This window comes from Helcococcus sp. SA-HE-C1, from assembly GCF_985670335.1.
Map to the genome: position 1 here is coordinate 1149751 of NZ_OZ484652.1, position 21473 is coordinate 1171223.

The 21473-nt window shown below is 29.6% G+C and carries 23 protein-coding genes and 2 pseudogenes; 7 read left to right on the forward strand and 18 right to left on the reverse strand.

All coding sequences use genetic code 11. The features are described 5' to 3' along the window. The 8 genes and pseudogenes from recO to AC4KN9_RS06000 all read right to left on the reverse strand — a co-directional run bounded on the left by recO (position 1) and on the right by AC4KN9_RS06000 (position 5805). Complete coding sequence (recO, locus tag AC4KN9_RS05965; protein ID WP_491017685.1) at positions 1–732, reverse strand: DNA repair protein RecO; 732 nt, start codon at positions 730–732, stop codon at positions 1–3. Then, the gene (gene era, locus AC4KN9_RS05970; protein ID WP_491017686.1) at positions 719–1606 is read right to left on the reverse strand and encodes a GTPase Era; all 888 of its coding nucleotides are present in this window, start codon (positions 1604–1606) and stop codon (positions 719–721) included. Before era ends, recO begins: the two co-directional genes overlap by 14 nt. 7 nt (positions 1607–1613) lie before the next feature. Continuing rightward, a complete protein-coding gene (locus tag AC4KN9_RS05975) occupies positions 1614–2363 on the reverse strand; it encodes a diacylglycerol kinase (RefSeq protein ID WP_491017687.1) in 750 nt (249 codons plus the stop codon). Further along, positions 2360–2809: an rRNA maturation RNase YbeY gene (gene ybeY / locus AC4KN9_RS05980; protein ID WP_491017688.1), complete on the reverse strand. Its 450-nt coding sequence runs from the start codon at positions 2807–2809 to the stop codon at positions 2360–2362. Before ybeY ends, AC4KN9_RS05975 begins: the two co-directional genes overlap by 4 nt. Further along, complete coding sequence (locus tag AC4KN9_RS05985) at positions 2778–3731, reverse strand: PhoH family protein (protein WP_491017954.1); 954 nt, start codon at positions 3729–3731, stop codon at positions 2778–2780. The genes ybeY and AC4KN9_RS05985 overlap by 32 nt, the downstream gene beginning before the upstream one ends. Positions 3732–3816: 85 nt before the next feature. Continuing rightward, positions 3817–4275, reverse strand: coding sequence for a hypothetical protein (locus AC4KN9_RS05990; RefSeq protein WP_491017689.1), 459 nt, complete (start codon positions 4273–4275; stop codon positions 3817–3819). A gap of 2 nt (positions 4276–4277) precedes the next feature. Continuing rightward, a pseudogene (gene floA / locus AC4KN9_RS05995) lies at positions 4278–5292 on the reverse strand (flotillin-like protein FloA). A gap of 18 nt (positions 5293–5310) precedes the next feature. Further along, complete coding sequence (locus AC4KN9_RS06000) at positions 5311–5805, reverse strand: NfeD family protein (protein ID WP_491017690.1); 495 nt, start codon at positions 5803–5805, stop codon at positions 5311–5313. Positions 5806–5999: 194 nt separating this feature from the next. Between AC4KN9_RS06000 and AC4KN9_RS06005 the strand changes: the two genes are divergently transcribed. Then, positions 6000–6617, forward strand: coding sequence for a hypothetical protein (locus tag AC4KN9_RS06005; RefSeq protein ID WP_491017691.1), 618 nt, complete (start codon positions 6000–6002; stop codon positions 6615–6617). Between the two features lie 268 nt (positions 6618–6885). On the opposite strand, the gene rpsU is transcribed toward AC4KN9_RS06005, so the two are convergent. The 4 genes from rpsU to AC4KN9_RS06025 all read right to left on the reverse strand — a co-directional run bounded on the left by rpsU (position 6886) and on the right by AC4KN9_RS06025 (position 9143). After that, entirely contained in the window at positions 6886–7065 is a 180-nt protein-coding gene (gene rpsU, locus AC4KN9_RS06010) for a 30S ribosomal protein S21 (protein ID WP_491017692.1), read from the reverse strand. A gap of 78 nt (positions 7066–7143) precedes the next feature. Then, the gene (locus tag AC4KN9_RS06015; protein WP_491017693.1) at positions 7144–7875 is read right to left on the reverse strand and encodes an RsmE family RNA methyltransferase; all 732 of its coding nucleotides are present in this window, start codon (positions 7873–7875) and stop codon (positions 7144–7146) included. Next, positions 7868–8782 carry a 50S ribosomal protein L11 methyltransferase gene (gene prmA, locus AC4KN9_RS06020; RefSeq protein ID WP_491017694.1) on the reverse strand — a complete coding sequence of 305 codons (915 nt, stop codon included), beginning with the start codon at positions 8780–8782 and terminating at the stop codon, positions 7868–7870. The genes AC4KN9_RS06015 and prmA overlap by 8 nt, the downstream gene beginning before the upstream one ends. A gap of 4 nt (positions 8783–8786) precedes the next feature. Continuing rightward, on the reverse strand, positions 8787–9143 hold the full coding sequence (locus AC4KN9_RS06025; protein ID WP_491017695.1) for a hypothetical protein: 357 nt from the start codon (positions 9141–9143) through the stop codon (positions 8787–8789). Positions 9144–9388: 245 nt separating this feature from the next. Between AC4KN9_RS06025 and AC4KN9_RS06030 the strand changes: the two genes are divergently transcribed. Next, a complete protein-coding gene (locus tag AC4KN9_RS06030) occupies positions 9389–10972 on the forward strand; it encodes an aldehyde dehydrogenase family protein (protein ID WP_491017696.1) in 1584 nt (527 codons plus the stop codon). Further along, the gene (locus AC4KN9_RS06035; RefSeq protein ID WP_491017955.1) at positions 10969–11979 is read left to right on the forward strand and encodes an iron-containing alcohol dehydrogenase; all 1011 of its coding nucleotides are present in this window, start codon (positions 10969–10971) and stop codon (positions 11977–11979) included. Before AC4KN9_RS06030 ends, AC4KN9_RS06035 begins: the two co-directional genes overlap by 4 nt. A 195-nt stretch (positions 11980–12174) precedes the next feature. Here the strand turns inward: AC4KN9_RS06035 and AC4KN9_RS06040 are convergent, their stop codons facing one another. The 4 genes from AC4KN9_RS06040 to AC4KN9_RS06055 all read right to left on the reverse strand — a co-directional run bounded on the left by AC4KN9_RS06040 (position 12175) and on the right by AC4KN9_RS06055 (position 17612). Then, positions 12175–13344 carry an IS256 family transposase gene (locus AC4KN9_RS06040; protein WP_491017909.1) on the reverse strand — a complete coding sequence of 390 codons (1170 nt, stop codon included), beginning with the start codon at positions 13342–13344 and terminating at the stop codon, positions 12175–12177. Positions 13345–13562: 218 nt separating this feature from the next. After that, a complete protein-coding gene (gene ltrA, locus AC4KN9_RS06045; RefSeq protein ID WP_491017113.1) occupies positions 13563–14816 on the reverse strand; it encodes a group II intron reverse transcriptase/maturase in 1254 nt (417 codons plus the stop codon). A 628-nt stretch (positions 14817–15444) separates the two neighbouring features. Continuing rightward, positions 15445–17064 (reverse strand): DEAD/DEAH box helicase, encoded by a 1620-nt coding sequence (locus AC4KN9_RS06050; protein ID WP_491017697.1) that lies wholly within the window; start codon positions 17062–17064, stop codon positions 15445–15447. A gap of 380 nt (positions 17065–17444) precedes the next feature. Then, on the reverse strand, positions 17445–17612 hold the full coding sequence (locus AC4KN9_RS06055) for a hypothetical protein (RefSeq protein ID WP_491017698.1): 168 nt from the start codon (positions 17610–17612) through the stop codon (positions 17445–17447). A gap of 222 nt (positions 17613–17834) precedes the next feature. Here AC4KN9_RS06055 and AC4KN9_RS06060 point away from each other — a divergent pair. Next, positions 17835–18042: pseudogene (locus tag AC4KN9_RS06060) on the forward strand (DNA-binding protein); the annotation flags it as partial. A 188-nt stretch (positions 18043–18230) separates the two neighbouring features. Here the strand turns inward: AC4KN9_RS06060 and AC4KN9_RS06065 are convergent. Further along, positions 18231–18362 carry a hypothetical protein gene (locus AC4KN9_RS06065; RefSeq protein ID WP_491017699.1) on the reverse strand — a complete coding sequence of 44 codons (132 nt, stop codon included), beginning with the start codon at positions 18360–18362 and terminating at the stop codon, positions 18231–18233. 332 nt (positions 18363–18694) lie between these two features. Continuing rightward, positions 18695–18922: a hypothetical protein gene (locus AC4KN9_RS06070; protein ID WP_491017700.1), complete on the reverse strand. Its 228-nt coding sequence runs from the start codon at positions 18920–18922 to the stop codon at positions 18695–18697. A 424-nt stretch (positions 18923–19346) separates the two neighbouring features. Here AC4KN9_RS06070 and AC4KN9_RS06075 point away from each other — a divergent pair, with 424 nt between their 5' ends. The 3 genes from AC4KN9_RS06075 (at position 19347) to AC4KN9_RS06085 (ending at position 21370) form a co-directional block, all read left to right on the forward strand. Beyond that, entirely contained in the window at positions 19347–19481 is a 135-nt protein-coding gene (locus tag AC4KN9_RS06075) for a hypothetical protein (RefSeq protein ID WP_491017701.1), read from the forward strand. 301 nt (positions 19482–19782) lie between these two features. Further along, a complete protein-coding gene (locus AC4KN9_RS06080; protein WP_491017702.1) occupies positions 19783–20394 on the forward strand; it encodes a DUF6088 family protein in 612 nt (203 codons plus the stop codon). Next, positions 20387–21370: a nucleotidyl transferase AbiEii/AbiGii toxin family protein gene (locus AC4KN9_RS06085; protein WP_491017703.1), complete on the forward strand. Its 984-nt coding sequence runs from the start codon at positions 20387–20389 to the stop codon at positions 21368–21370. Before AC4KN9_RS06080 ends, AC4KN9_RS06085 begins: the two co-directional genes overlap by 8 nt. The last annotated feature ends 103 nt before the right edge of the window (positions 21371–21473 follow it).

The window sequence follows — 21473 nt, forward strand, 5'->3', positions numbered from 1 at the left end:
TTAATCTATACCTTTTAATTTAATAAACCCATAATATGATTGAGGCATAGTAATGTCTAGGTTGTATTTAATAAAATTAATTATCAATTTAAAAATTTTCTTCTCATCGATATCATTTTCTATTTCATCAATATTTTCTAACACCTCTAAAAGTGTTTTTTCTAAATATTTAGCTTCCTTAAAACTAATATTTACTGTTTCATTGTCATATGTACTCTTGTATACTATTCTTCCTTTTGACAATGAAAAATATATTGTAAATTTATTATCTATATTTTTTAGATTTAAATATGGCTTAAAACCAATCATCGATATATATTTTAATAAAAACATATTCGCTAATCTTATAGTATTATCTGTTTTTTGTAAATAGAGTATTGATTTTTTTAAAAGTAAATAAATATTCTCATCTTCATAATTAAAACTTGTTCGTTCTATTATATCAAAAAATAGCTGTGCTAGATAAATTTTGTCTATACTTTTTCGTATTTCTAAGTTACTTTCAATTATCTGTCCATCTTTTAAGAAGTAGAAATCATCTTTTTCTGTTAGTTCATAATTAGCCTCTGTAAATACAGATATTAAATTTAACTTTTTAGACTTAGCAGATTTGACACCTTTTGCCATCACAGAAATAAGTCCTCTATCTTTTGTAAATAAAGTCAATATTTTGCTTGATTCTCCATAATCTACATCTCTTATTACAAATGCTTTTGCATCATAGGTATCCAAAATCCTTTAACCTCATGTCCTTTTTACGCCAATCTTTAGCTACCTTAACCCATATATTTAAATTTACTTTAATATCAAGTAAGTTTTGAATATCTTTTCTTGCCTCTGTACCAATTTTTTTGAGCATTAAGCCACCTTTACCGATCACCATTCCCTTATGAGAATTTTGCTCGACATAAAGATTTACTTCAATATCCATCAACTCTTTATTTTTTCTTTCTGATATCTTAATAACTTCTACCGCTATACCATGAGGTATCTCGTCATACATATTCAAAAGAACTTTTTCTCTGACTATTTCAGCAATAATATTTCTTTCCGGTTGATCAGTTATCATATCTTCTGGATAGTATAATGGCCCCTCTTCTAGAATATCATATACTGCATCAAAATATTTTTCAAAGTTTTGCTCATTTATAGCTGATATAGCTATTACTTTTTCAAATTTTTCAGTTTCTTCATATTTCTTAACTAATTCATCAATTTGAGTTTGACTTTCAGCTAAATCAATCTTATTTACTAATAAGATAACTTTTGTAGTAACATCCTCTAAAAGTTCTAGAATATATTGATTTAATTTACCAATATTTTCACTTAAATCTACCATAAATGTTATTAAATCAACTTCACTAAGTGTTTTTTTAGAAACTGACAACATATAATCACCCAGTTTGTTTTTGGGCTGTTGAATCCCGGGCGTATCTAAAAATACACATTGCATTTTTTCATCCGTATAAACCATTTGAATCCTATTTCTTGTCGTTTGAGGTTTATCAGAAATAATTGAAATTTTTTCACCAACTAATCCGTTTAATAATGTTGATTTACCAACATTTGGTCTTCCTATTACTGTTATAAATCCTGATTTAAACATATTTCTCCTATATATATTTTATAAAGAATAAAAGCGCTACCGCTATTCCTAAAAGTGATCCTAATATAACTTCTATCTTAGTGTGAAATTTATACTTTACTCTAGATACCGATATAGCTATTGCTAGTATGAAAAATAAAATATTTAAATATATATTACTCACTATAATTGTAAGAATAGTCGCAATATTAAACGCTATTGCACTATGACCTGAAACAATTCCTCCAACTAAAAATGTAGTGTTCTTTTTGTAGAAAATACCTTTCAATAATATTGTCGCAAATATAACACACGTCAAAGATAAAACCGTTAAATGCTCATAATTTGTAAATACCTTTTCGTAAAGAGAGTCACTGAAAAAAAATCTTTTTATTTTTGGATAAATAATCAAATATGCAACAACTATTGAATTTATAGACATAATTAAAACTGTTCCAGCAGAAATATCCTTGACTTTTTTTGCAAGTTTACTATATTTCCCCTCAACAACCATATCAGTAAGAGTTTCAATCGCTGTATTTATAAGTTCGAAGGCTATAACTAAAGAAATAGTGATAGATATTATAATTAACTCAACCCTTGAAAAGTCAAGAAAAAAAGATATCAGTATTATAAAAAAAGCTGAAATCAAATGTATTTTCATGTTTCTTTCAGTGTTAATACTTTCCACTATTCCTTCTATGGCATTATCAAAAGATGCATATATGCTGCTATTATTCTTTATTTTATTAGTTTCTTCATTATCATAATTTTTCATTTAAATATCCCTAACAACTTCATTATCTCTTTTTCTTTAGTTCGCATCTCGACTTTTTCATCCAAAGACTCATGATCATATCCGAGTAAATGCAAAAGTGAATGTATCGTTAAATACACTAATTCTCTCTGATATGAATGTCCCAATTCGTCTGCTTGCTCTAAAACTCTTTGCTCACAAATTACTATATCCCCGAGCATACCCCCTTTAGGTATTTGATTTTTCTCAAATAGAGGAAAACTTAGCACATCCGTTACGCTATCCTTTCCTCGATACTCTAAATTTAGGCTTTTAATCTCTTCTTCATCAACTATAGATATTGAAATTTCATAATTTTCTCCATAACCTAAATAATTTAGGGCCGTCTTAATTGATTTCTCGATATCATTAAAAGTTTCAGCATTAATTTCTATATTATTCGTTAGATTTTCTATCAATATTTCCATGATTATCCTTTTTCTGAGAATCTTCAAAATTTTCATAAGCCTCTATTATTCTTTGTACCAGAGGATGTCTAACAACGTCAGATTTATCAAACTCAACAAATTCAATACCTCTTACATTTCTCAAGATTTTTTTGATTATTACCAGTCCTGATATTTTACCTGAAGGCAAATCAAGTTGAGTTATATCTCCAGTAATAATAGCTTTAAATCCATAACCTATTCTTGTTAGAAACATTTTCATTTGTTGGGGTGTAGTATTTTGAGCCTCGTCTAATATCACAAACGCATTATCAAGTGTACGTCCTCTCATATAAGCAAGCGGTGCAACTTCTATAACTCCCTTTTCCATAAGACTTTGATAAGTTTCTGGACCCATTATTTCAAATAAAGCATCATATAGCGGTCTTAAATATGGGTCTATTTTTTCTTGTAAATCCCCCGGTAGAAATCCTAAGCTTTCTCCCGCTTCAACTGCTGGACGTGTCAAGATTATTCTTGAAACCTCTTTTTTCTTAAACTTTTCAATAGCCATTGCCATTGCTAAATAAGTCTTACCTGTACCTGCTGGACCGATACCAAAAACCACATCATTTTTTCTTATTGTATCAATATATTTTTTTTGCCCGATTGTCTTTGGTCTAATAGGCTTTCCTTGATATGTTGTAACTATAATATCATTTAAGTATTTCTTAATGTTTTCACTGTTATTTTTCTTTTCCATACTTATAGCGTATCTTACATCTTGCATACTAAGTTCATTTTTTGACTTTATGATTTGAAATAATACATCTAGTAAGTGCTCGGCGAGTTTTATCAGTTCTTCATCTCCTCTAATCAATAAATTGTTATCTAATATCTTGATTCTCACTCCTAGTTCTTTTTCAATATATGTAATATTTTTATCTAAATTTCCAAATAAAATACTTAATAAACTTTGATCGTCTATTTTATAAACTAAATCTTTTATACTTTCCTCCTCAATATCAAAAGATATAGGAACTTCCCACCTATATCTTTCTATTAAATATTATACTATTTATAAATGCTTCTCTTGCACTTTCCCTTTTTTTTAATTTTTTCGCATAGAAATTTATCTTTGATTCTTTATCTTTAGATTCCTTAATTCTATATAATTTATCTTCTTCATATTGAACAGTATCTGAAATCTCTGACTCCATTTCATCACTATATGAATACTTTTTATCAGCAGGGTTTACATGAAATCCATATCTTTCCTCAAATTTTTCTTCTTTTTTAAATTTTTTTTCTAATCTTTCTTTCAATATTTTTTGATTTTTCTTTCTTTCGTAGGATTCTTGTGGAGTTTCAACCTTTTTAGTTAAATCTATATACTCCATTTTTTTAATTTTTCTACTATCAGACAATACTTTCCCACTATTATTTGTGTTTTTAATTTCTTTATTTATTTCTTCTATTATTTCTTCAAAAAAATCGAATATTCCCATGATTATTCACCTTCGTTATTTATTTCATCTCCGGCAATATTTTTTCTCATATCTGTATCAGCTTGAATATTTTTCATGTTTAGATAATCCATAACCCCTAATTTACCTGATATCTAAAGCTTCTGCAAGTGCTAATGGCACCTTTGATTCAGCTTCTACAACTTTAGCCTTCATCCTACGAACCTCTGCCTGCATTTCTTGTTCTTGAGCAACAGCCATAGCTCTTCTTTCTTCCGCCTTAGCTTGTGCAATTTTCTTATCAGCTTCTGCTTGATCAGCTTGAAGTGCAGCACCTATGTTTCTTCCTACATCCACATCAGCGATGTCTATTGATAGAATTTCAAATGCAGTTCCTGAATCCAATCCTTTTTCTAAAACATTTTGTGAAATTAAATCTGGATTTTCTAATACTGCCTTATGAGATCTAGATGAACCTACTGTTGTAACTATCCCTTCACCAACTCTTGAAATAATTGTTTCTTCACCAGCACCTCCAACTAATCTATCTAAGTTTGCTCTAACTGTAACTTTTGCTATCGCTTTGATTTCTATACCATCCATAGCAACTGCTGCAATAGTTGGGGTTTGTATAACTTTTGGATTTACAGATATTTGCACCGCTTCAAATACATCTCTACCAGCTAAATCAATTGCTGCTGCCTGTTCAAATTCTAAATCAATATCCGCTCTTTGTGCGGCTATTAAAGCATCTACCACCCTATTTACATCACCACCAGATAAAAAGTGAGCTTCAAGTTCATTGATTTCAATGCTAATACCACCTTTTGTCGCCTTAATTAGTGGATTAATTATTCTGTGTGGAGATACCCTTCTCAAACGCATACCAATCAATGTTCCTAATCCTACTTTTACCCCTGAAAAGAAGGCTGTTATCCACAGTCCTACAGGAATAAATGTAAAAAATAATGATATTAAAACTAAAGCAACTACAATTATAAAAATTGTACCAATCAACTGACCATTTAAACTATTTATAGCATTCACTAATTTTGTCATATTCTCTCCTTCTATTTCTTAAATATTAATTTTTCTACAATAAAGTTTGCTACCTCTAATTTTTTCAACTTTAACTTTCTCGCCTCTATCTATATAATCTCCACTTGAAATAGCCATATATATTATATCGTCAATTTTAACTTCACCAGATGGACGCATAATTTTAACAACTACTCCTTCTCTTCCTACTAAATTATCTCTAATTTTAGAATCTTTGTTACTTCTCGACTTCGAGAGATTTTTATTCAATACCAACTTGTTGCTATCAATATTTCGTAAAAAAACTTTTGCAATCAAAAATGTATTTACACTAGCAATTATAATTGAAATTATTATGTAAATCAAAGGATTTGAGAAGTTTTTCAGTGATAATATCGACTCAAAGATTAGATAAATCCCGACAACTCCTATCATCCCAAAACTTGGAACAATCAACTCTAACGCTATAGCCGTAAGACCTACTGACAAAATTAAAACAATCAAAATTTCATTGTTTATAAATTGCGTGAACATGAATACCTCCCTTTCTTAATTATAGTTATATATCGATAATATTTATACCCTAAATCAAGATGTTTACGCATAGAATTACATTATTGTAAATATATAGTTTCTATCTTTATTTTATCATATATATGTGATAAAATATTACAAAATATAGGAGGACGATATGAAAAAGACAAAAATCTTATTATTCAGTATTGTTAATGGGCTTATTAGCTGCTTGTGGAAATAATAAAGGTAATGATTTAACAAAAGAAGAAACTAAAAAAGAAGAAACTAAAAAAGAAAAACAAACTGTAATGGAAACTAAAGAGGAAACTAAAGAAGAGACTAAAGAAGAGACTAAAAAAGAAACTAAAAAAACTTCAAATACTGTTGAAGTTAAAGTGGAAGAAAAAGAACAAGGAAAAGACTCTAAAGTTATCGAAAGTGTAGATACCACAAAAAATAAATCTGATAAATTACAAAATCAAATGACTAAAGAAATGTTAGAAAAGCTTAATGATTATGCAGTAAGTTTAGTAACATTGGGTGGAAATACCGTCAATAAATTTCCTAAGGAAAACCTACAAGCTATCGCTAAATATGAAGATAGTGAATCTTTTGGTTGGGTAATGAGATACGGAGTAAATAAAATCGGTTTAGGTAAATACTACAAAATATCTAAGACGATGGTTTTAGTTTTATTTGACGGTAGAGGAATTTTGGAAAGTAACGAAAATGTTATAAAAAATGATAGTGCAGAAGAATACAAAAAAGTCGCTGAAAAAATCTTGAAAAAAGAGATGAAAAAAGACGCAAAAATTGAATATGCATACTAATATAAAAATTAATTAAGGGTCTGTAAATAATTTTGTGTATCAACCTATTTCCTGATATTAAAGGGTATGGGTTGATACATTTTTTATGTATCAATAGATATTCATTTCTTAAGAAATGAAGCTTAACTTAATTTTACACATTATTAATACACTGTCAAATTTTACACAGTCTCTTAATTAAAATTCTAAAACGACCATATAAGAAATCCTTATATGGTCGTTTTTAATTTGTCGATTATAAATCTAATAATTTCTACTGCAATTAGACCTATCCTCTTCTTTTTTTTCTTTTAGCTGCATCAATTTTTCTCTTTTTTACAACTGATGGTTTTTCGTAGAACTCTTTTCTTTTATATTCAGAAAGAACTCCTGTACGAGCACATTGTCTCTTAAATCTCTTTAAAGCACTGTCGATTGATTCATTATCTCCAACTTTAATTTCTGTCATTCATTTCACCTCCCTACATGCGTAATAGCCTTTGAGGCCTACTAAAGTATTATATATTAATTAATTAACTTTTTCAACTTATTTATGATTTATATCTCCTAATTCATATTGAACCATTGCTGTTAGTGAAATAGCCGCTGTTTCCGTTCTTAAAATTCTACTACCTAAGTTTATAATCTTAGCTTCTATTCCCTCAAATAACTTTATTTCATCTTCAGAAAATCCACCTTCAGGTCCTACAATAATATTTATCTCATCATTTTTCACATTCAAAAGAACATCTTTAAGGCTTTCACCTCTATTTTCATATGCTAGAATAACAAATTTACCTTTTAATATAGACAACATTTTGTTGAAACTTAAAGATTCATTTACCCTGGGTATCAAGGTTCTTTTTGATTGTTTAGCTGCAGATTCTGATATATCATTATATCTACTTATTTTTTTTATTTCTTTTTTTGAATCCCACTTCACTATAGTTCTAGATGAGACAAACGGTGTTATTGAGTTAACTCCCAGCTCAGTACATTTTTGTACAATAAGTTCTAATTTATCAGATTTAGGCAATCCTTGGTAAAGATTAATTTTTATTTTAGATTCATTATCTCCAATTCTCTTTGAAAGAACGGTACAAATAATCAAATTATTATTACGTTCACTAATTTTTGCAGTGTATATAAACCCATCAATAACTACTTCAAATTCTTCATCCTCAGTAATGCGTAAAACACTTAAATGATGTGAATTACTCTTATTTAAATAAATTTTACATTCTATAATACTAGAGCTATCTTCAAAAAATCTATGCATCTCTTCTCCTTGCAGAAATAAGTGACCATTCATTTTTTCTTTTTATTTCAATTATTTCAAAGTTATTTATTCTTAAATGATTTAAAACATAATTTTCCCTCTCATTTATAATGCCTGAGAGTATCAATATTCCATCTTCATTCAAATAATTATCAGCATCAGGTAACATTCTTGCGATTATTTCTGCTAAGATATTCGCAAATATTATGTCATATTTTACTTTGACATTAGAAAATAAATCTGATTCAAAAGCATTTATTTCTACATTATTGATCCTAGCATTATCAAGTGTTGAATCCACCGCTATTTTATCTATATCACATGCATCAACATTATTTGCACCTAATTTTTTTGAAAGTATAGAAAGTATTCCAGAACCACAACCAATATCCAGTATATTTTTATCTGTAAAATCGTAATTTTCTACATATTCCATGCACATTGAAGTCGTTTCATGTGTACCCGTTCCAAAAGCCATCTTAGGATCTATTTCTATTACAATTTTATCCGTTTTCGGTTTTTCTTCCCAGGAAGGTTTTATTAGTATTTTATTTCCAATTTCAAAACTCGTATAAGACTTTTTCCATTCATCTTCCCAATTAGAATTATCTATATTTAGTATTTCAAAGCTTAAATCTTTCAAATTATCCTCGAGAAATTTTTTAAATCTTTGAAGTTCACTTTTACCATCTTCGTTGTCTTCAAAGTATAAACCGTAATTAATAACTCCATCATCTTTAATCTCGATATCAGTGATCTCCCATTCAGGTAACTCACTTAACAGCTCTTTTTTTTCAACCGGGTCATCAATCTCTAGTCCTATATTATTGAAATCCGATACATTACTTTGTATGAAGTCATCAAATTTTCTATCTAATGAGAATTTAATTAATAAAAAATTTTGCATATTACTATCTCAACCTTTCTTGATGTGTATAATTATGGTCTGAAAATAACTGTTTTATCGGACATGTTCCCACTGGTATTGTATATAAATAGATCGAATACGCTAAAATAAATCCATATATAAGTATTTCAAAAATAAAAGAATACCACTTTATGTTATGTCCTTCTAATTTTCTAATCTTTATATCGTAATAGGTTGCTATCCCTATAGAAATAACAAAAACAAACATAAATAGGTAATATCCACGAGCATGAAATGGTGTTAAGTTTATAAACATGTAGTGAGATAACATAAATAATAATATACTTATAAAACCAATTATGAATAGTAAATTATTTATTAATTTATATTTTTTTAACATACATATCTCCCTTCTATTTTTTCATTATAACATATTTAATAATCTTATCAATAAAACTTATATACTTGTCCCATTATATAAGTATTGAAATTTTAACATTTGTATCGTGTTGTTAAAAAATTGTTAATATTTGTTAATATTTTATCTTTATGCAATCGTATTCTTTTATTTTTTCTTTTACAAAATCATAAAAATGATTTATTATATAATTGTTAAATGAATAACAAGTAAAAACGGAGGCTATCATGGATAAAAATAAAATAACTAATGTAAATCAGGAAGTAGATGATTTAGTAAAAAAAGGTAAAGAAGCTCTTAACGAATTAATGAAATTCGATCAAGACAAGATTAATGAAATAGTACACGCAATGGTTATTGCTGGTGTAGATCAACATATGGTGTTGGCAAAAGCGGCAGTAGATGAAACTAAACGTGGTATTTGGGAAGATAAATGTATAAAAAATCTATACTCAACAGAAACAATTTGGCACTCAATTAAGTACGCAAAAACTTGTGGCGTAATCGATAGAGATCCTCAAACTGGCGTAACTAAAGTTGCTTCTCCACTTGGTGTAGTTGCTGGTATAACACCTGTTACTAACCCTACATCAACAGTAATGTTTAAGATAATAATTTCTATAATGGGAAGAAATCCAATAATATTTGCGTTTCACCCCAATGCACAACAATGTTCAGCACAAGCTGCAAAGACATTATATGACGCAGCAGTAAAAGCTGGTGCTCCTAAAAACTGTATCCAATGGATTACAAAACCTTCAATTGAAGCAACTGGATACTTAATGAATCATACAGAAGTTGCAATTACTCTAGCAACCGGTGGTAATGCAATGGTTAAAGCAGCTTATTCAACTGGTAAACCAGCTTTAGGTGTAGGTGCTGGTAATGTACCTGCATACTTTGAAAAATCAACAAATATTAGAAGATCAGTAAATGACATTATCGTTTCTAAGTCATTCGATAACGGTATGATTTGTGCTTCTGAACAGGCTGTAATTTGTGATAAAGAGATTTATGAAGAAGTAAAGGAAGAATTTAAGAGAAGTAAGGGATATTTTGTTCCAAAAAAAGATATTAAAAAATTAGAAAAATATGTTATCAATGACGAAAAACACTGTGCAAATCCAGATATAGTTGGTAAATCAGCTTTAGAAATTGCTGAGTTAGCAGGAATAAAAGTTCCTTCTGATACAAAAGTATTAATTGCAGAAGTTGAAGGAATAGGTCCTGATTATCCTCTAACAAGAGAAAAATTATCTCCAGTATTAGCATTCTTAAAAGCAGAAAGCACAGAAGATGGATTCTCAAAATCAAGACAAATGTTAGAGTTTAATGGTTTAGGTCATTCAGCAGCTATCCACACATTTGCTGGAAATGAAGAATTGATTGAAAAATTTGCTGAAGAAATGGAAGCATGTAGAATTCTTGTAAACTCCCCATCATCAATTGGTGGTATCGGTGACTTATACAATGAAATGACACCATCTCTTACATTAGGTTGTGGTTCATATGGTAAAAACTCTGTTTCAGAAAATGTTTCAGTAAAACACTTAATCAATGTTAAGACTATCGCTAAAAGGAGAAATAACATGCAATGGCAAAAACTACCATCAAAACTATACTTTGAAAAGAATTCTATAAGATATCTTGAAAAAATGCCAAATATAGAGAGAGTAGTTATTGTTACAGACCCTGGAATGGTTAAATTTGGTCTAGTAGCTAAGGCTGTTGATATTTTAAGAAGAGATCCAATGAAGTTAAATACGAAATATTCTCAGATGTTGAACCAAATCCAACAACACATACTATAGAAAAAGGTTTAGCAAAAATTAAAGCATTTGAACCTGACACTATTATCGCTTTAGGTGGTGGTTCACCAATGGATGCTGCAAAAATGATGTGGCTAATGTATGAACAACCAGATGTTGACTTCTTTGGTGCAAAACAAAAATTCTTAGATATTAGAAAAAGAGCATACAAAATACCTGAATTAGGACAAAAATGTCAAATGGTATGTATCCCTACTACATCAGGTACTGGATCAGAAGTTACTCCATTCGCTATAATTACCGACTCTGAAACACACATTAAATATGCTATCGCTGACTATTCGCTAACACCAACTGTAGCAATTGTAAATCCACAATTCACTTATACATTACCAAAATCAATGATTGCTTACACAGGTATGGACGTATTAACACACGCATTTGAATCATATGTATCTGCACTTGCTTCAGACTACACAAGAGGTTTAAGTTTACAAGCTGTAGAACTAGTATTCGAGTCACTAAGAGACTCATATAACACTAATGCACACGCACCAAAAGAAACAATGCACAACGCTTCAACAATAGCAGGTATGGCATTCGCTAATGCATTCTTAGGTATCAACCACTCATTAGCACACAAAATCGGTGCAGAATTTAACATTCCTCACGGATATGCAAATGCAATCTTGATGCCACATGTAATTAGATACAACGCAATTAACAATGGTAAAACTCAAGCTTGGGCAAAATATGAATACTTTAGAGCAGATGAAGACTATGCAAGAATTGCAAAATTAATTGGATGTAAAGGTGAAACTACTGAAGAATTAGTAGAAGCATTAGTGCAAGAAATAATTAAATTATCAAACAATCTAGGCTTAAAATTAAGCATTAAAGATCAAGGTGTTTCAAGAGAAGAATTTGATAAAAAAGTAGATAGATTAGCTGAATTAGCGTACGAAGATCAATGTACAACAGCAAATCCAAAAGAACCTATGATATCAGAATTAAAAGAAATTTTAATTTCAGCATACGAAGGTGTTTAAGAAGGGTCTGTAAATAATTTTGTGTATCAACCTATTTCCTGATATTAAAGGGTATGGGTTGATACATTTTTTGTATCAATAGACATTCATTTCTTAAGAAATGAAGCTTAACTTAATTTTACACATTATTAATACACTGTCAAATTTTGTTAAAAATTTGCAGATATTTTTTACTATTGCTTTCTATTTTTTTTATTATATCCTCCCTTCAAAATATATTGATAATTGTGATAACACCTTATCCCAACCTCTTATTCTACTAGTCCACTTAGCTGAAGCATCTGCCATAGCTAGATAAAGACTTTTTTGTAATGCATAATCATTTGGAAATATTGCTTTATTTTTAGTTACTTTTCTTAACTGTCTATTAAAGTTTTCCATAGCATTTGTTGTGTATATCATCTTTCTAATACCTTCAGGATACTTAAAATATGTTGATAATTCAGCCCAATTATTTCTCCATGAAGATACACATGTAGGATATTTCTTACCCCACTTATCTTCAAATACATCTAAATTGGTTAGTGCTAAATCTTCTGTAGATGCTTTGTATATTGACTTTAAGTCCTTCATCAACTCTCTAATATCTTTGTATGATACATATTTAGTAGAGTTTCTTATTTGATGTATTATACATTTTTGTATTTCTGCTTTTGGATAGACTGCTTCTATTGCTTGAGTAAATCCTGGTAGATTGTCTGTTGAGAAGATTAATACATCTTCTAGCCCACGTTCTTTTAATTGATTTAATACTAAAAGCCAATATTTACTTGATTCATTTTCTCCAACCCACATACCAAGTATTTCCTTAAAGCCTTCTAAATTGTATCCTAAAGCTATGTAAACAGCTTTTTTAACTACAATATTATTTTCTCTAACATGATAGTGGATTGCATCTAAAAACACCATTGGATAGACCTTATCTAGTGGTCTGTTTTGCCACTCTTCTATTGTTGGAAGTATCTTGTTAGTTATTTTACTTACCATAGTTTCTGATAATCCAAAACCATAAATTTCTTTAATATGAGCTGATATGTCTCTAGTAGTCATACCTTTTGCATACATTGATATTATTTGATTCTCTATATTTGATATGTCTTTTTCATATTTTTTAAGTACTTGTGGTTCAAATGAAGCATCTCTATCTCTTGGGATATTAAGATCTATATTTCCATATGAAGATTTAACAGTCTTTTTACTTGATCCATTTCTAGTGTTTAGTGATAGTGGAACTTGTCCATATTCATAGTCTAGATGCTCATCAAGTTCAGATTTAAGCATTTGTTCTATTGCATCACCTAAAAGGTCTTTAAGTGCATTTTGTAAATCCTGAGCAGTTTCTGGTTGATATTCTTCTAGTAACATTTTAGTTATTTTATTTAGTCTTGTTTCTGGTCTTTTTCTTGGCATAAAAATTCCTCCTAATTAGTTTTTCTTTACCCTAATCAGGAGGTTTCTATACACAAAATTTTACACAGTCTCTTTAAGAATAAGTAATTAAAGATTAAAATCCAATTAATCGAGTAGGAGCTAACATGTAGCCCCTCTCACACCACTGTACGTGCCGTTCGGCATACAGCGGTTTAATTCAAATAATAATCCAAACAACTTTGAAGTCCTCGCTTTGCGAGGATTTCTTTGTTTATGTGATGTAGTCCTGTGGTTTTGGCAACCGCTTGATAGTGGTCTCCAAATCCTACTGACTGTTTTGCCATCCACATCGGAACTCCTAACTTTCGAAGTCCCCATAGGCGTTTCCCACTCGTCTTCCACTGCTTCCATATGACTATTCTCATTCTTGTTCTAAGTCGTTCATCTATCTTTCTAAGGACCGTCTTCATATCTCCTAGTCTAAAATAGTTTATCCACCCTCTAATTACTTGGTTCAGTCTGTTGATTCTATAGGTCATTGGTACTGACCAACTCCTCTTTGTCAACTGTTTCAACTTTCTTTGAAACCTTCGGATTGATTCTTTGTGTGGTCTTGCTTTCCATCCTGCTTTGTCTTTCCAAAAACCATATCCTAAATATTTTAGTTTTATTGGTTTTGTAACTTTGGATTTTGTTGCATTTACTTTTAGTCCTAGTTTCTTTTCTATCCACTTTGTTACTGTTGCCATTACTCTGTTAGCTGCTGCGCTACTTCCTACGGCTATTATGCAGTCGTCTGCATATCTTACAAAGTGTAGTCCTCTTGCTTCTAGTTCTTTGTCTAATTCGTTTAGCATTATGTTACTTAGAAGGGGCGATAGATTTCCTCCTTGTGGTGTTCCCTTGGGTGTTTCTTCATAATTTCCTTTTATCATTACTCCCGCATTAAGATATTTCCTAATTAAGGATTCTGTGTTTGGGTCATTTATGAGGTTATGAACCAAGGTCATAAGTTTGTCTTGTGGGACGTTATCAAAGAATTTCTCTAGGTCTATGTCTACAATATAGCTGTATCCGTCGTTAAAGTATTCAAGAAGTTTCACTATCGCTTGTTGTGCTTTGCGATTTGGTCTAAAACCGTAACTTTTATCACTAAAGTGTGGTTCTGCTATTGGTGTTAGAACTTGTGCAATTGCTTGTTCTATTACTCTGTCTACTACTGTTGGTATTCCTAGATTGCGTACACCTCCATTTGGTTTTGGTATTTCTACCCTTCTGACCGGTTTTGGTTTATACTTTCTTCTTCGAATTTTGTCTCTAATTTCTACCCAGTTGTTTTTGAGATGTTGGTCTATTTCTTCGGTGGATATTCCATCTATTCCTCCTGCTCCTTTGTTTGCTTTCACTTTGTTTAATGCTGCAAACATGTTTTCTCTACTGAGTATTTGTTCTAGCAGTTCTGACATTTGGATTGTCTCCTTTCTTTGTTATGCTCTGTATCCTCTTACTCCTAACTCCTGTGAAAATTTTCCGCCGTTACGTCTTTGGTACGATTTTCTCGTCGGATATGGATACAGACTTTTGCAAGTCCATTTGACTTTGAATTATTCAGCCCTTCGCTCCACCTCTATTACAAAGGCTTCAATACTACTATGGCTTTTGCTGACTTCTCACTATTCGTTGTTACTACTTATTCGCTAGTGAGACCTCACGGGATAAGCCATCAATCTTTCCTTGTCTACCTGCCTAATCTACTTGCATGGTTTACGGTTGCCTTTTGGACTTCACGACTTTTGGTCCGCTTGTCCACCGTGCAAGCCTTAGTATTAGGTTTCTGTTCGTCAGGCTACAATTTTGCTATCCCTTCTTCTCGCCTGCATCTCACGGTGCAAACCTTGGGAATTACTGTGAGGTTCGTTGGCAACTACGCCCTTAGTGGACTTTCACCACAGATTGATGACATGCCCGTCATACCAACAAGAAAACCTGTTACATATGTAACAGGTTTTTTATTATTCATAAACAATCAAAATAAATTTTGTTAAGATTATATAATCAATTGTCCATATTCATTTTATTTTGATTAGGCTAATCCTATCTATCTGAGTATTCAGCTTTTACCGTTTTCCCTTTAATTTTCTTTCCATTGATATCTTTTATAGCACCTCTCAAATATTCTAAATTAACTTCAACAAATGAGAAATTTGGCATTATATTAATATTTCCAATTTTTGATGTAGGTACTTTTGTATGCTTTCTTAAAAACTGTACCATTATATCTGTATTTACACCATCTCTAGCACCTTTGTTTACAAATATCTTAGGCCCCTTAATTTTTCTTTTACTTCTTTTAGTGCCTCTAGAATGTGTTTTTGTCAATTCAAATTTTTTTCCAAAATCAACATTTTGTAGTTCTTCAACATTAGACCCTGTTTGATTATCATCAATAATTTTAATAAGTCCAAGTGCTAATTCATATAATCCTAACCCGTCAGATAATAATTCATTTACTAAATTATTGTATATAGATAAATCAGAATCTCTATCCAACTCTTTCTTAATTGTTTTAGCTAACTTTTCATTACTTGATTCTTTAACATCAACAATAGTTGGAAGTTCCATTTTTTCCATCTTTGCATTAGTATATTTTTCAATTTCTGGTAATTTTTGATAATCTCTACTTGAAATAAATGTAAATGCGATTCCCTTTCTACCAGCTCTTGCAGTACGTCCAATTCTATGAACATAATAATCATTTTGTTGAGGTAAGTCATAATTTACTACAACATCTACATTTTCTATATCAAGCCCTCTCGCTGCAATATCAGTAGCAATAAGCACATCAATCGTACTGTTTCTAAATCTCTTCATTACATTATCTCTTTGAGATTGTTTCAAATCACCATGCAGACAATCTACATTATAGCCTTTTTTAGTTAAATCTCCCACTAAAGTGTCTACCATTCTTTTTGTATTACAAAAAACTATGGAAAGTTTTGGATTATATATATTTAATAATCTATTAAGAATTTCTGTCTTCATATCACTATTTAATTCCAAATAGTATTGCTTAATATTAGAAACTGTTAATTCTTTTTTTTCAATCACAATTTTTTGAGGACTTGTTTGATACATTTTTGAAAATTCAGTAATATCGTTTCCCATAGTTGCTGAAAAGAAACATGTCTGTCTATCATTATTGGCTTGATCAATAATTGTTTTCATATCATCTCTAAATCCCATATCAAACATTTCATCTGCTTCGTCTAAAACTAACAATTCTAAAGCTTTTAATTTCATAGATTTTCTTCTTAGATGATCAATTATCCTACCAGGAGTCCCTACAACTACATTTGCACCACTTTTCAAGGCTTTTAGCTGCCTTCTCATATCTGATCCACCATAAACTGAAACGATTTTTATGCCTCTTTTATATTTGCAAATTTTTTCAAGCTCATCGCTTACTTGTCTCGCAAGTTCTCTAGTAGGCACAAGTACCAAAGCTTGTAATCCAGCTCCTTCTTCTAGCATATCAATCAATGGTATCCCAAATGATGCCGTCTTACCAGTCCCTGTTTGTGCTTGAGCGATGACGTCATCACCATTTAATAACGCAGGAATAGCTTGTTCCTGAATTTGTGTTGGATTGTTGTATCCCATTTCTTCTATTGCTTTTATCACTTCCTGTGATAATTCTAATTGATTAAACTTCAAGTATTTCTCCTAATTTTGTTTTGACTTTAATTTAGCTCACCCGTCAAATCCAAAATTTTTTGATGCTCCAAATCCGTGTCTGTTATATTATACTTGATAATATTATATGATAATTTGATTAATTGCAATTTATTTATACTAATTAATTTTAAAAAGAAACTTTTATTATTTTCTTTGATTCTATCCAATATTGTGATGTTATAAGGATTTGCTAGTCTTCCTCTTGGTGGAAATTCAACTTACGAGTCTCTAATGCTATATCCCTTAAATAACTTCCACTTTTCATATAATTATCTATATCTTCCTTAATTAGATTTAGCTGGCTTACAAGGTATCTTGAAAGATACACTCCTTAAAAGTCCACATTTAATATAAATTTTTTAAATCTTTTTTGACAAGTATATTTTTAATATTTTGGAAAGTATGATTTGTGCAAATGCTACTATATTTAATGCCAAGAAAGCTGGATAGCTAATAAAGCCAACTATCATTGAAGAAATTACTATAATCATTGAAAATATGGGTATTATTTTTGAACCAGATTTCATACTTATTAAGATCTCTCTTTCATCTGTTTCTTTTCCATACATTTTTTATTTTATTTTCATTTTCTCCCTCCTGTTAGCAAGTTTGATTTATATTTTTTGTATAGTATACTTTTCTTTTTGAATCAAGTATGTTTTACTTTTTAGATTGTATTTTTCATCTTTGCCTAATTATTTTAGGTATAAAAATACCTATCCCTAGAAGTAGTAAAAGATATTAATAATAAAAATGCACTTGAAGAAGTCTATGTTTTATACATGAACAATGACACAACAGGCTACTAAGTGATGACCTTGACTATATGATTGATGATATGAAAAAAAAGATATAATTGTTGAAAATACCAGTGAAATTGAAGAAAAATATAACCTCATAAATATAGCCAGTAATATAACTGGTCAAGTAGAAAATATTGAAAAAGAAAATACTAATGTAAAAAGTGTAATATAATAAGGCATATGTTACAGAAATAAATAAAAAAGAAAGGAAAGAAGTCGAAGAAATTCCAAACTTGGAAGGACAAGTTGTTATAGAATAATAAAAGCTATATTAAGATATTCTACTACAAATATTGTTGATAAATAAAATACATAAACGAACCAACAAATATCAAAATTGAATTATACTTTTTCTCCATGTTCAACAAAAGTCTTAGGATAATCTCGCGGAATATTTTCTTCTTGTTTTAATTCTTTATATTTAGTTAAACAATTTTCTTTATAATAAACTAAATCCAATGTAATTTCTACCACTTTGATCTACTTTTTTATGTTTTTTATAACATTCATTTCGACCTCCAATAATTGTTTTACATATAATATTTATTTTTATATATACGGTATATTATACAAGAAAATATATCATATCTAGTATAATAAATCAAGTATTTTAAAATATATACTGAATTATAACATTTAACGAATTTCATCTATAATCTATGTATCCCCTATTTCGTACTCTACAAATATTTTATATTTTAACGTATTAATAATTATGAATTGAACCCCAAAATCCGGACACGGATGGAGGAGTTCAGTTCAAATTGTTATATAGTATCTTTATTTTTTCGATTTGTATATATTTTTTATTTTATAGACTCGTATATTTTCTTAGAGTTTCTTAATCCTACTCTATATTTTTTATTTATATTTTTAATTTCTATAAATTCAGTATCTAAGTTATGTTTTTTTTCTAAATTGTTTTCGATTATTATTTTTGTTAATTTATCAGCTAGTTTTTTCTTATCTCTATAAATTAATATTATAATAATTATTGACAATATAATTGATATATTATAAAAGATATTATTCAAAACAATGCTCCTTAATGTCTTCAATTCCCGATAATGTTGATATTACACCCAATAAACCTGTAAATACACCTTGCAATTTTTCTGATACAGTTGTTGCTCCTATTAATAATTTTGTAGTCGCCCAAACTCCACCTAGACTTGCAATGTAATTTTTAATTTTAACTAATTGAGTCGCTGGTATAGCTACTGTAAGTAATAATTGTCCTATAGCTAATATTTTTTTGTAGCTTTTTCATTTTATATTCCTTTCTTTTTTTATATGATTTCTTCTTGATAATATTTTTACCCTTATAATATATTTTTTAAACATTTGTTTCAATATTTTTATTTTAGTATTCCATACTTTGTCATTATATTTATATCAATTTGACAGATATAGATATAATTAACTAGATCTTGGTAAAAAAGGAAAGTAATACTAAAAATGATTGTTAAAGACGAAATTAATGGACTAATTAATGAGAAATCTTCATCACTTGATGCGGAAGAAACTATCTATGAAAAACTAGAAAATTCTTTTCCAGGATATTTTGGACAAATGATATTTGCTGCTTATTAACCATTTTTGAATGAGCCATTAGAAAATGATGGTAAGAATTCCTATTATAAATATATAGATTATCTTGATAGGCTTCCTTCGTTTGAATTAACTGAAGAAGATAAAAAATATATCGATAAGATTAGCTCACCCTATGATATAAAAATCTTAAAGAATGTAAATTAAGCTAAACTCGGTGTTATTGAGAATCCAGAAAAGTGGATGAAAGATAATGAAGATTTGATTTCTCGATATGAAAATTTAAACCAAATTGAAAAATTCTCCCGAATATGATACAATATTCGGGAGAAGGTGGTGCGGAATGAATTCCTATTTAAATCAAATAAAAAATAGAATTAAAAATTTTGATAGTGGAAAAGTTTTTATAAACAATGATTTTTTAGATATAGCGGGAAATGAAACTGTCCGTAGAACTTTAAATCAATTAGTTAGTGAAAATAAAATAAAAAGAGTGATTAATGGTTTCTATTACAATCCAAGATACAGTGAATTAATTGGAGAGTACGAAGCAGTATCAATTCACGAATTAGCACTTGCCATAGCAAGAAAATACAATTGGAATATTGCACCATATAATAGCACAGCCTTAAACTTGTTAGGACTTTCAACACAAGTACCAACTCACTATAAATATATATCTAGTGGAAGATATAAGGAATATAAAATTGGAGATAGCATTTTAGAATTTAAAAAAGTAAATCCAGGAGAAATTGCCAATATGTCCCTAAAGACCGCAACAATTATTCAAGCAATTAAGTCTTTGGGCAAAGAAAATATCAATGACCAAGTTATACAAAAAATAAGAGAAAACTTAAGTGAAAAAGAAAAATTAGATTTAATAAATGAGTCAAAATCTGCTCCATCATGGATATATGAAGTAATAAGGGAAATTTGCGAGGCTAAAGATGAATAAGTTTTATATAGAAAACAAAGAAGATTTGAGAGTTTTAATAGTCAATACTGCAAGAAAGACAAATATATCTGAAGCAGTTATTGAAAAAGACTATTGGGTTACTTTTATCTTAGACTATCTATTTAATGAAAATAAATGGAAAGAATGTTTTACCTTTAAAGGTGGCACATCACTTTCAAAATGTTTTGGACTCATTGAAAGATTTTCTGAAGATATAGATTTAATCTTAGATTGGCGATTATTAGGCTATGAAGAAAAAGAACCATGGATTGAAAGGTCAAATACCAAACAGGATAAATTCATCAAAGCAGTTAAAGAAAAGACAGAAGAATTTTTAAGAGATGAATTTTTAAAAGTTTTAGAAGAAGATTTAAATGATTTTGGTTTTGAATTTTCAATAGATACAGTATACCCACAAACAATTCTATGTAAATATCCTAAAATCTTTGAATCTAATTATTTAACACAAAATATAAGGCTTGAAATAGGAAGTCTTGCAGCATGGACACCTGCAATTGGAGTTGAAGTTTCACCAATAATTAGTGAAACATATCCAAATGTATTTAAAGAAAAAACTTATATAAGAACAGTCTCAGCAGAGAGAACCTTTTGGGAAAAGGCAACAATACTTCACCACGAAGCGAATAGATCAGAATCTTCTCCTATGCCACATAGGTATGCAAGACACTTTTATGACCTATATAAAATAGCAGATTCAGATTATAAAAACAAAGCCTTGGAGGACAAGGATTTATTAAAAAAAGTGACTGAATTCAAAATGAAATTCTACCCTAGAAAGTGGGCAAGGTATGAAGAAGCATTAAATGGTAGATTAAAGTTAGTCCCAAGAGAGTTTCGATTTTCTGAAATAGGAAAAGATTATAATGCTATGGAAGAAATGATATATGGAGAATATCCAAGCTTTGAAGATATTATAAAAGTTCTTCAAGAACTAGAAAAAGAAATTAATAAGTAAGTAGAATTCTCTCGAAAATAATATAATATTCGGGAGAAATATTTTGAGCGAGAGGAGACTGTGTAAAATTTTGCGTATAGAAACCTCCTGATTAGGGTAAGTA

Excerpts from the sequence above, each read along its gene's own strand:
- AC4KN9_RS06075 (WP_491017701.1), top strand. The coding sequence starts at position 19,347 with ATGATTGTTAAAGACGAAATTAATGGACTAATTAATGAGAAATCTTCA.
- AC4KN9_RS06055 (WP_491017698.1), bottom strand. The coding sequence starts at position 17,612 with ATGAAATCTGGTTCAAAAATAATACCCATATTTTCAATGATTATAGTA.
- ybeY (WP_491017688.1), bottom strand. The coding sequence starts at position 2,809 with ATGGAAATATTGATAGAAAATCTAACGAATAATATAGAAATTAATGCT.
- AC4KN9_RS06005 (WP_491017691.1), top strand. The coding sequence starts at position 6,000 with ATGGGCTTATTAGCTGCTTGTGGAAATAATAAAGGTAATGATTTAACA.
- AC4KN9_RS06000 (WP_491017690.1), bottom strand. The coding sequence starts at position 5,805 with ATGTTCACGCAATTTATAAACAATGAAATTTTGATTGTTTTAATTTTG.
- AC4KN9_RS06040 (WP_491017909.1), bottom strand. The coding sequence starts at position 13,344 with ATGTTACTAGAAGAATATCAACCAGAAACTGCTCAGGATTTACAAAAT.
- era (WP_491017686.1), bottom strand. The coding sequence starts at position 1,606 with ATGTTTAAATCAGGATTTATAACAGTAATAGGAAGACCAAATGTTGGT.
- AC4KN9_RS06025 (WP_491017695.1), bottom strand. The coding sequence starts at position 9,143 with ATGTTAAAAAAATATAAATTAATAAATAATTTACTATTCATAATTGGT.
- AC4KN9_RS06080 (WP_491017702.1), top strand. The coding sequence starts at position 19,783 with ATGAATTCCTATTTAAATCAAATAAAAAATAGAATTAAAAATTTTGAT.
- prmA (WP_491017694.1), bottom strand. The coding sequence starts at position 8,782 with ATGCAAAATTTTTTATTAATTAAATTCTCATTAGATAGAAAATTTGAT.
- ltrA (WP_491017113.1), bottom strand. The coding sequence starts at position 14,816 with ATGTCAGAACTGCTAGAACAAATACTCAGTAGAGAAAACATGTTTGCA.
- AC4KN9_RS06015 (WP_491017693.1), bottom strand. The coding sequence starts at position 7,875 with ATGCATAGATTTTTTGAAGATAGCTCTAGTATTATAGAATGTAAAATT.
- AC4KN9_RS06085 (WP_491017703.1), top strand. The coding sequence starts at position 20,387 with ATGAATAAGTTTTATATAGAAAACAAAGAAGATTTGAGAGTTTTAATA.
- rpsU (WP_491017692.1), bottom strand. The coding sequence starts at position 7,065 with ATGACAGAAATTAAAGTTGGAGATAATGAATCAATCGACAGTGCTTTA.
- AC4KN9_RS05990 (WP_491017689.1), bottom strand. The coding sequence starts at position 4,275 with ATGGGAATATTCGATTTTTTTGAAGAAATAATAGAAGAAATAAATAAA.
- AC4KN9_RS06030 (WP_491017696.1), top strand. The coding sequence starts at position 9,389 with ATGGATAAAAATAAAATAACTAATGTAAATCAGGAAGTAGATGATTTA.
- AC4KN9_RS05975 (WP_491017687.1), bottom strand. The coding sequence starts at position 2,363 with ATGAAAAATTATGATAATGAAGAAACTAATAAAATAAAGAATAATAGC.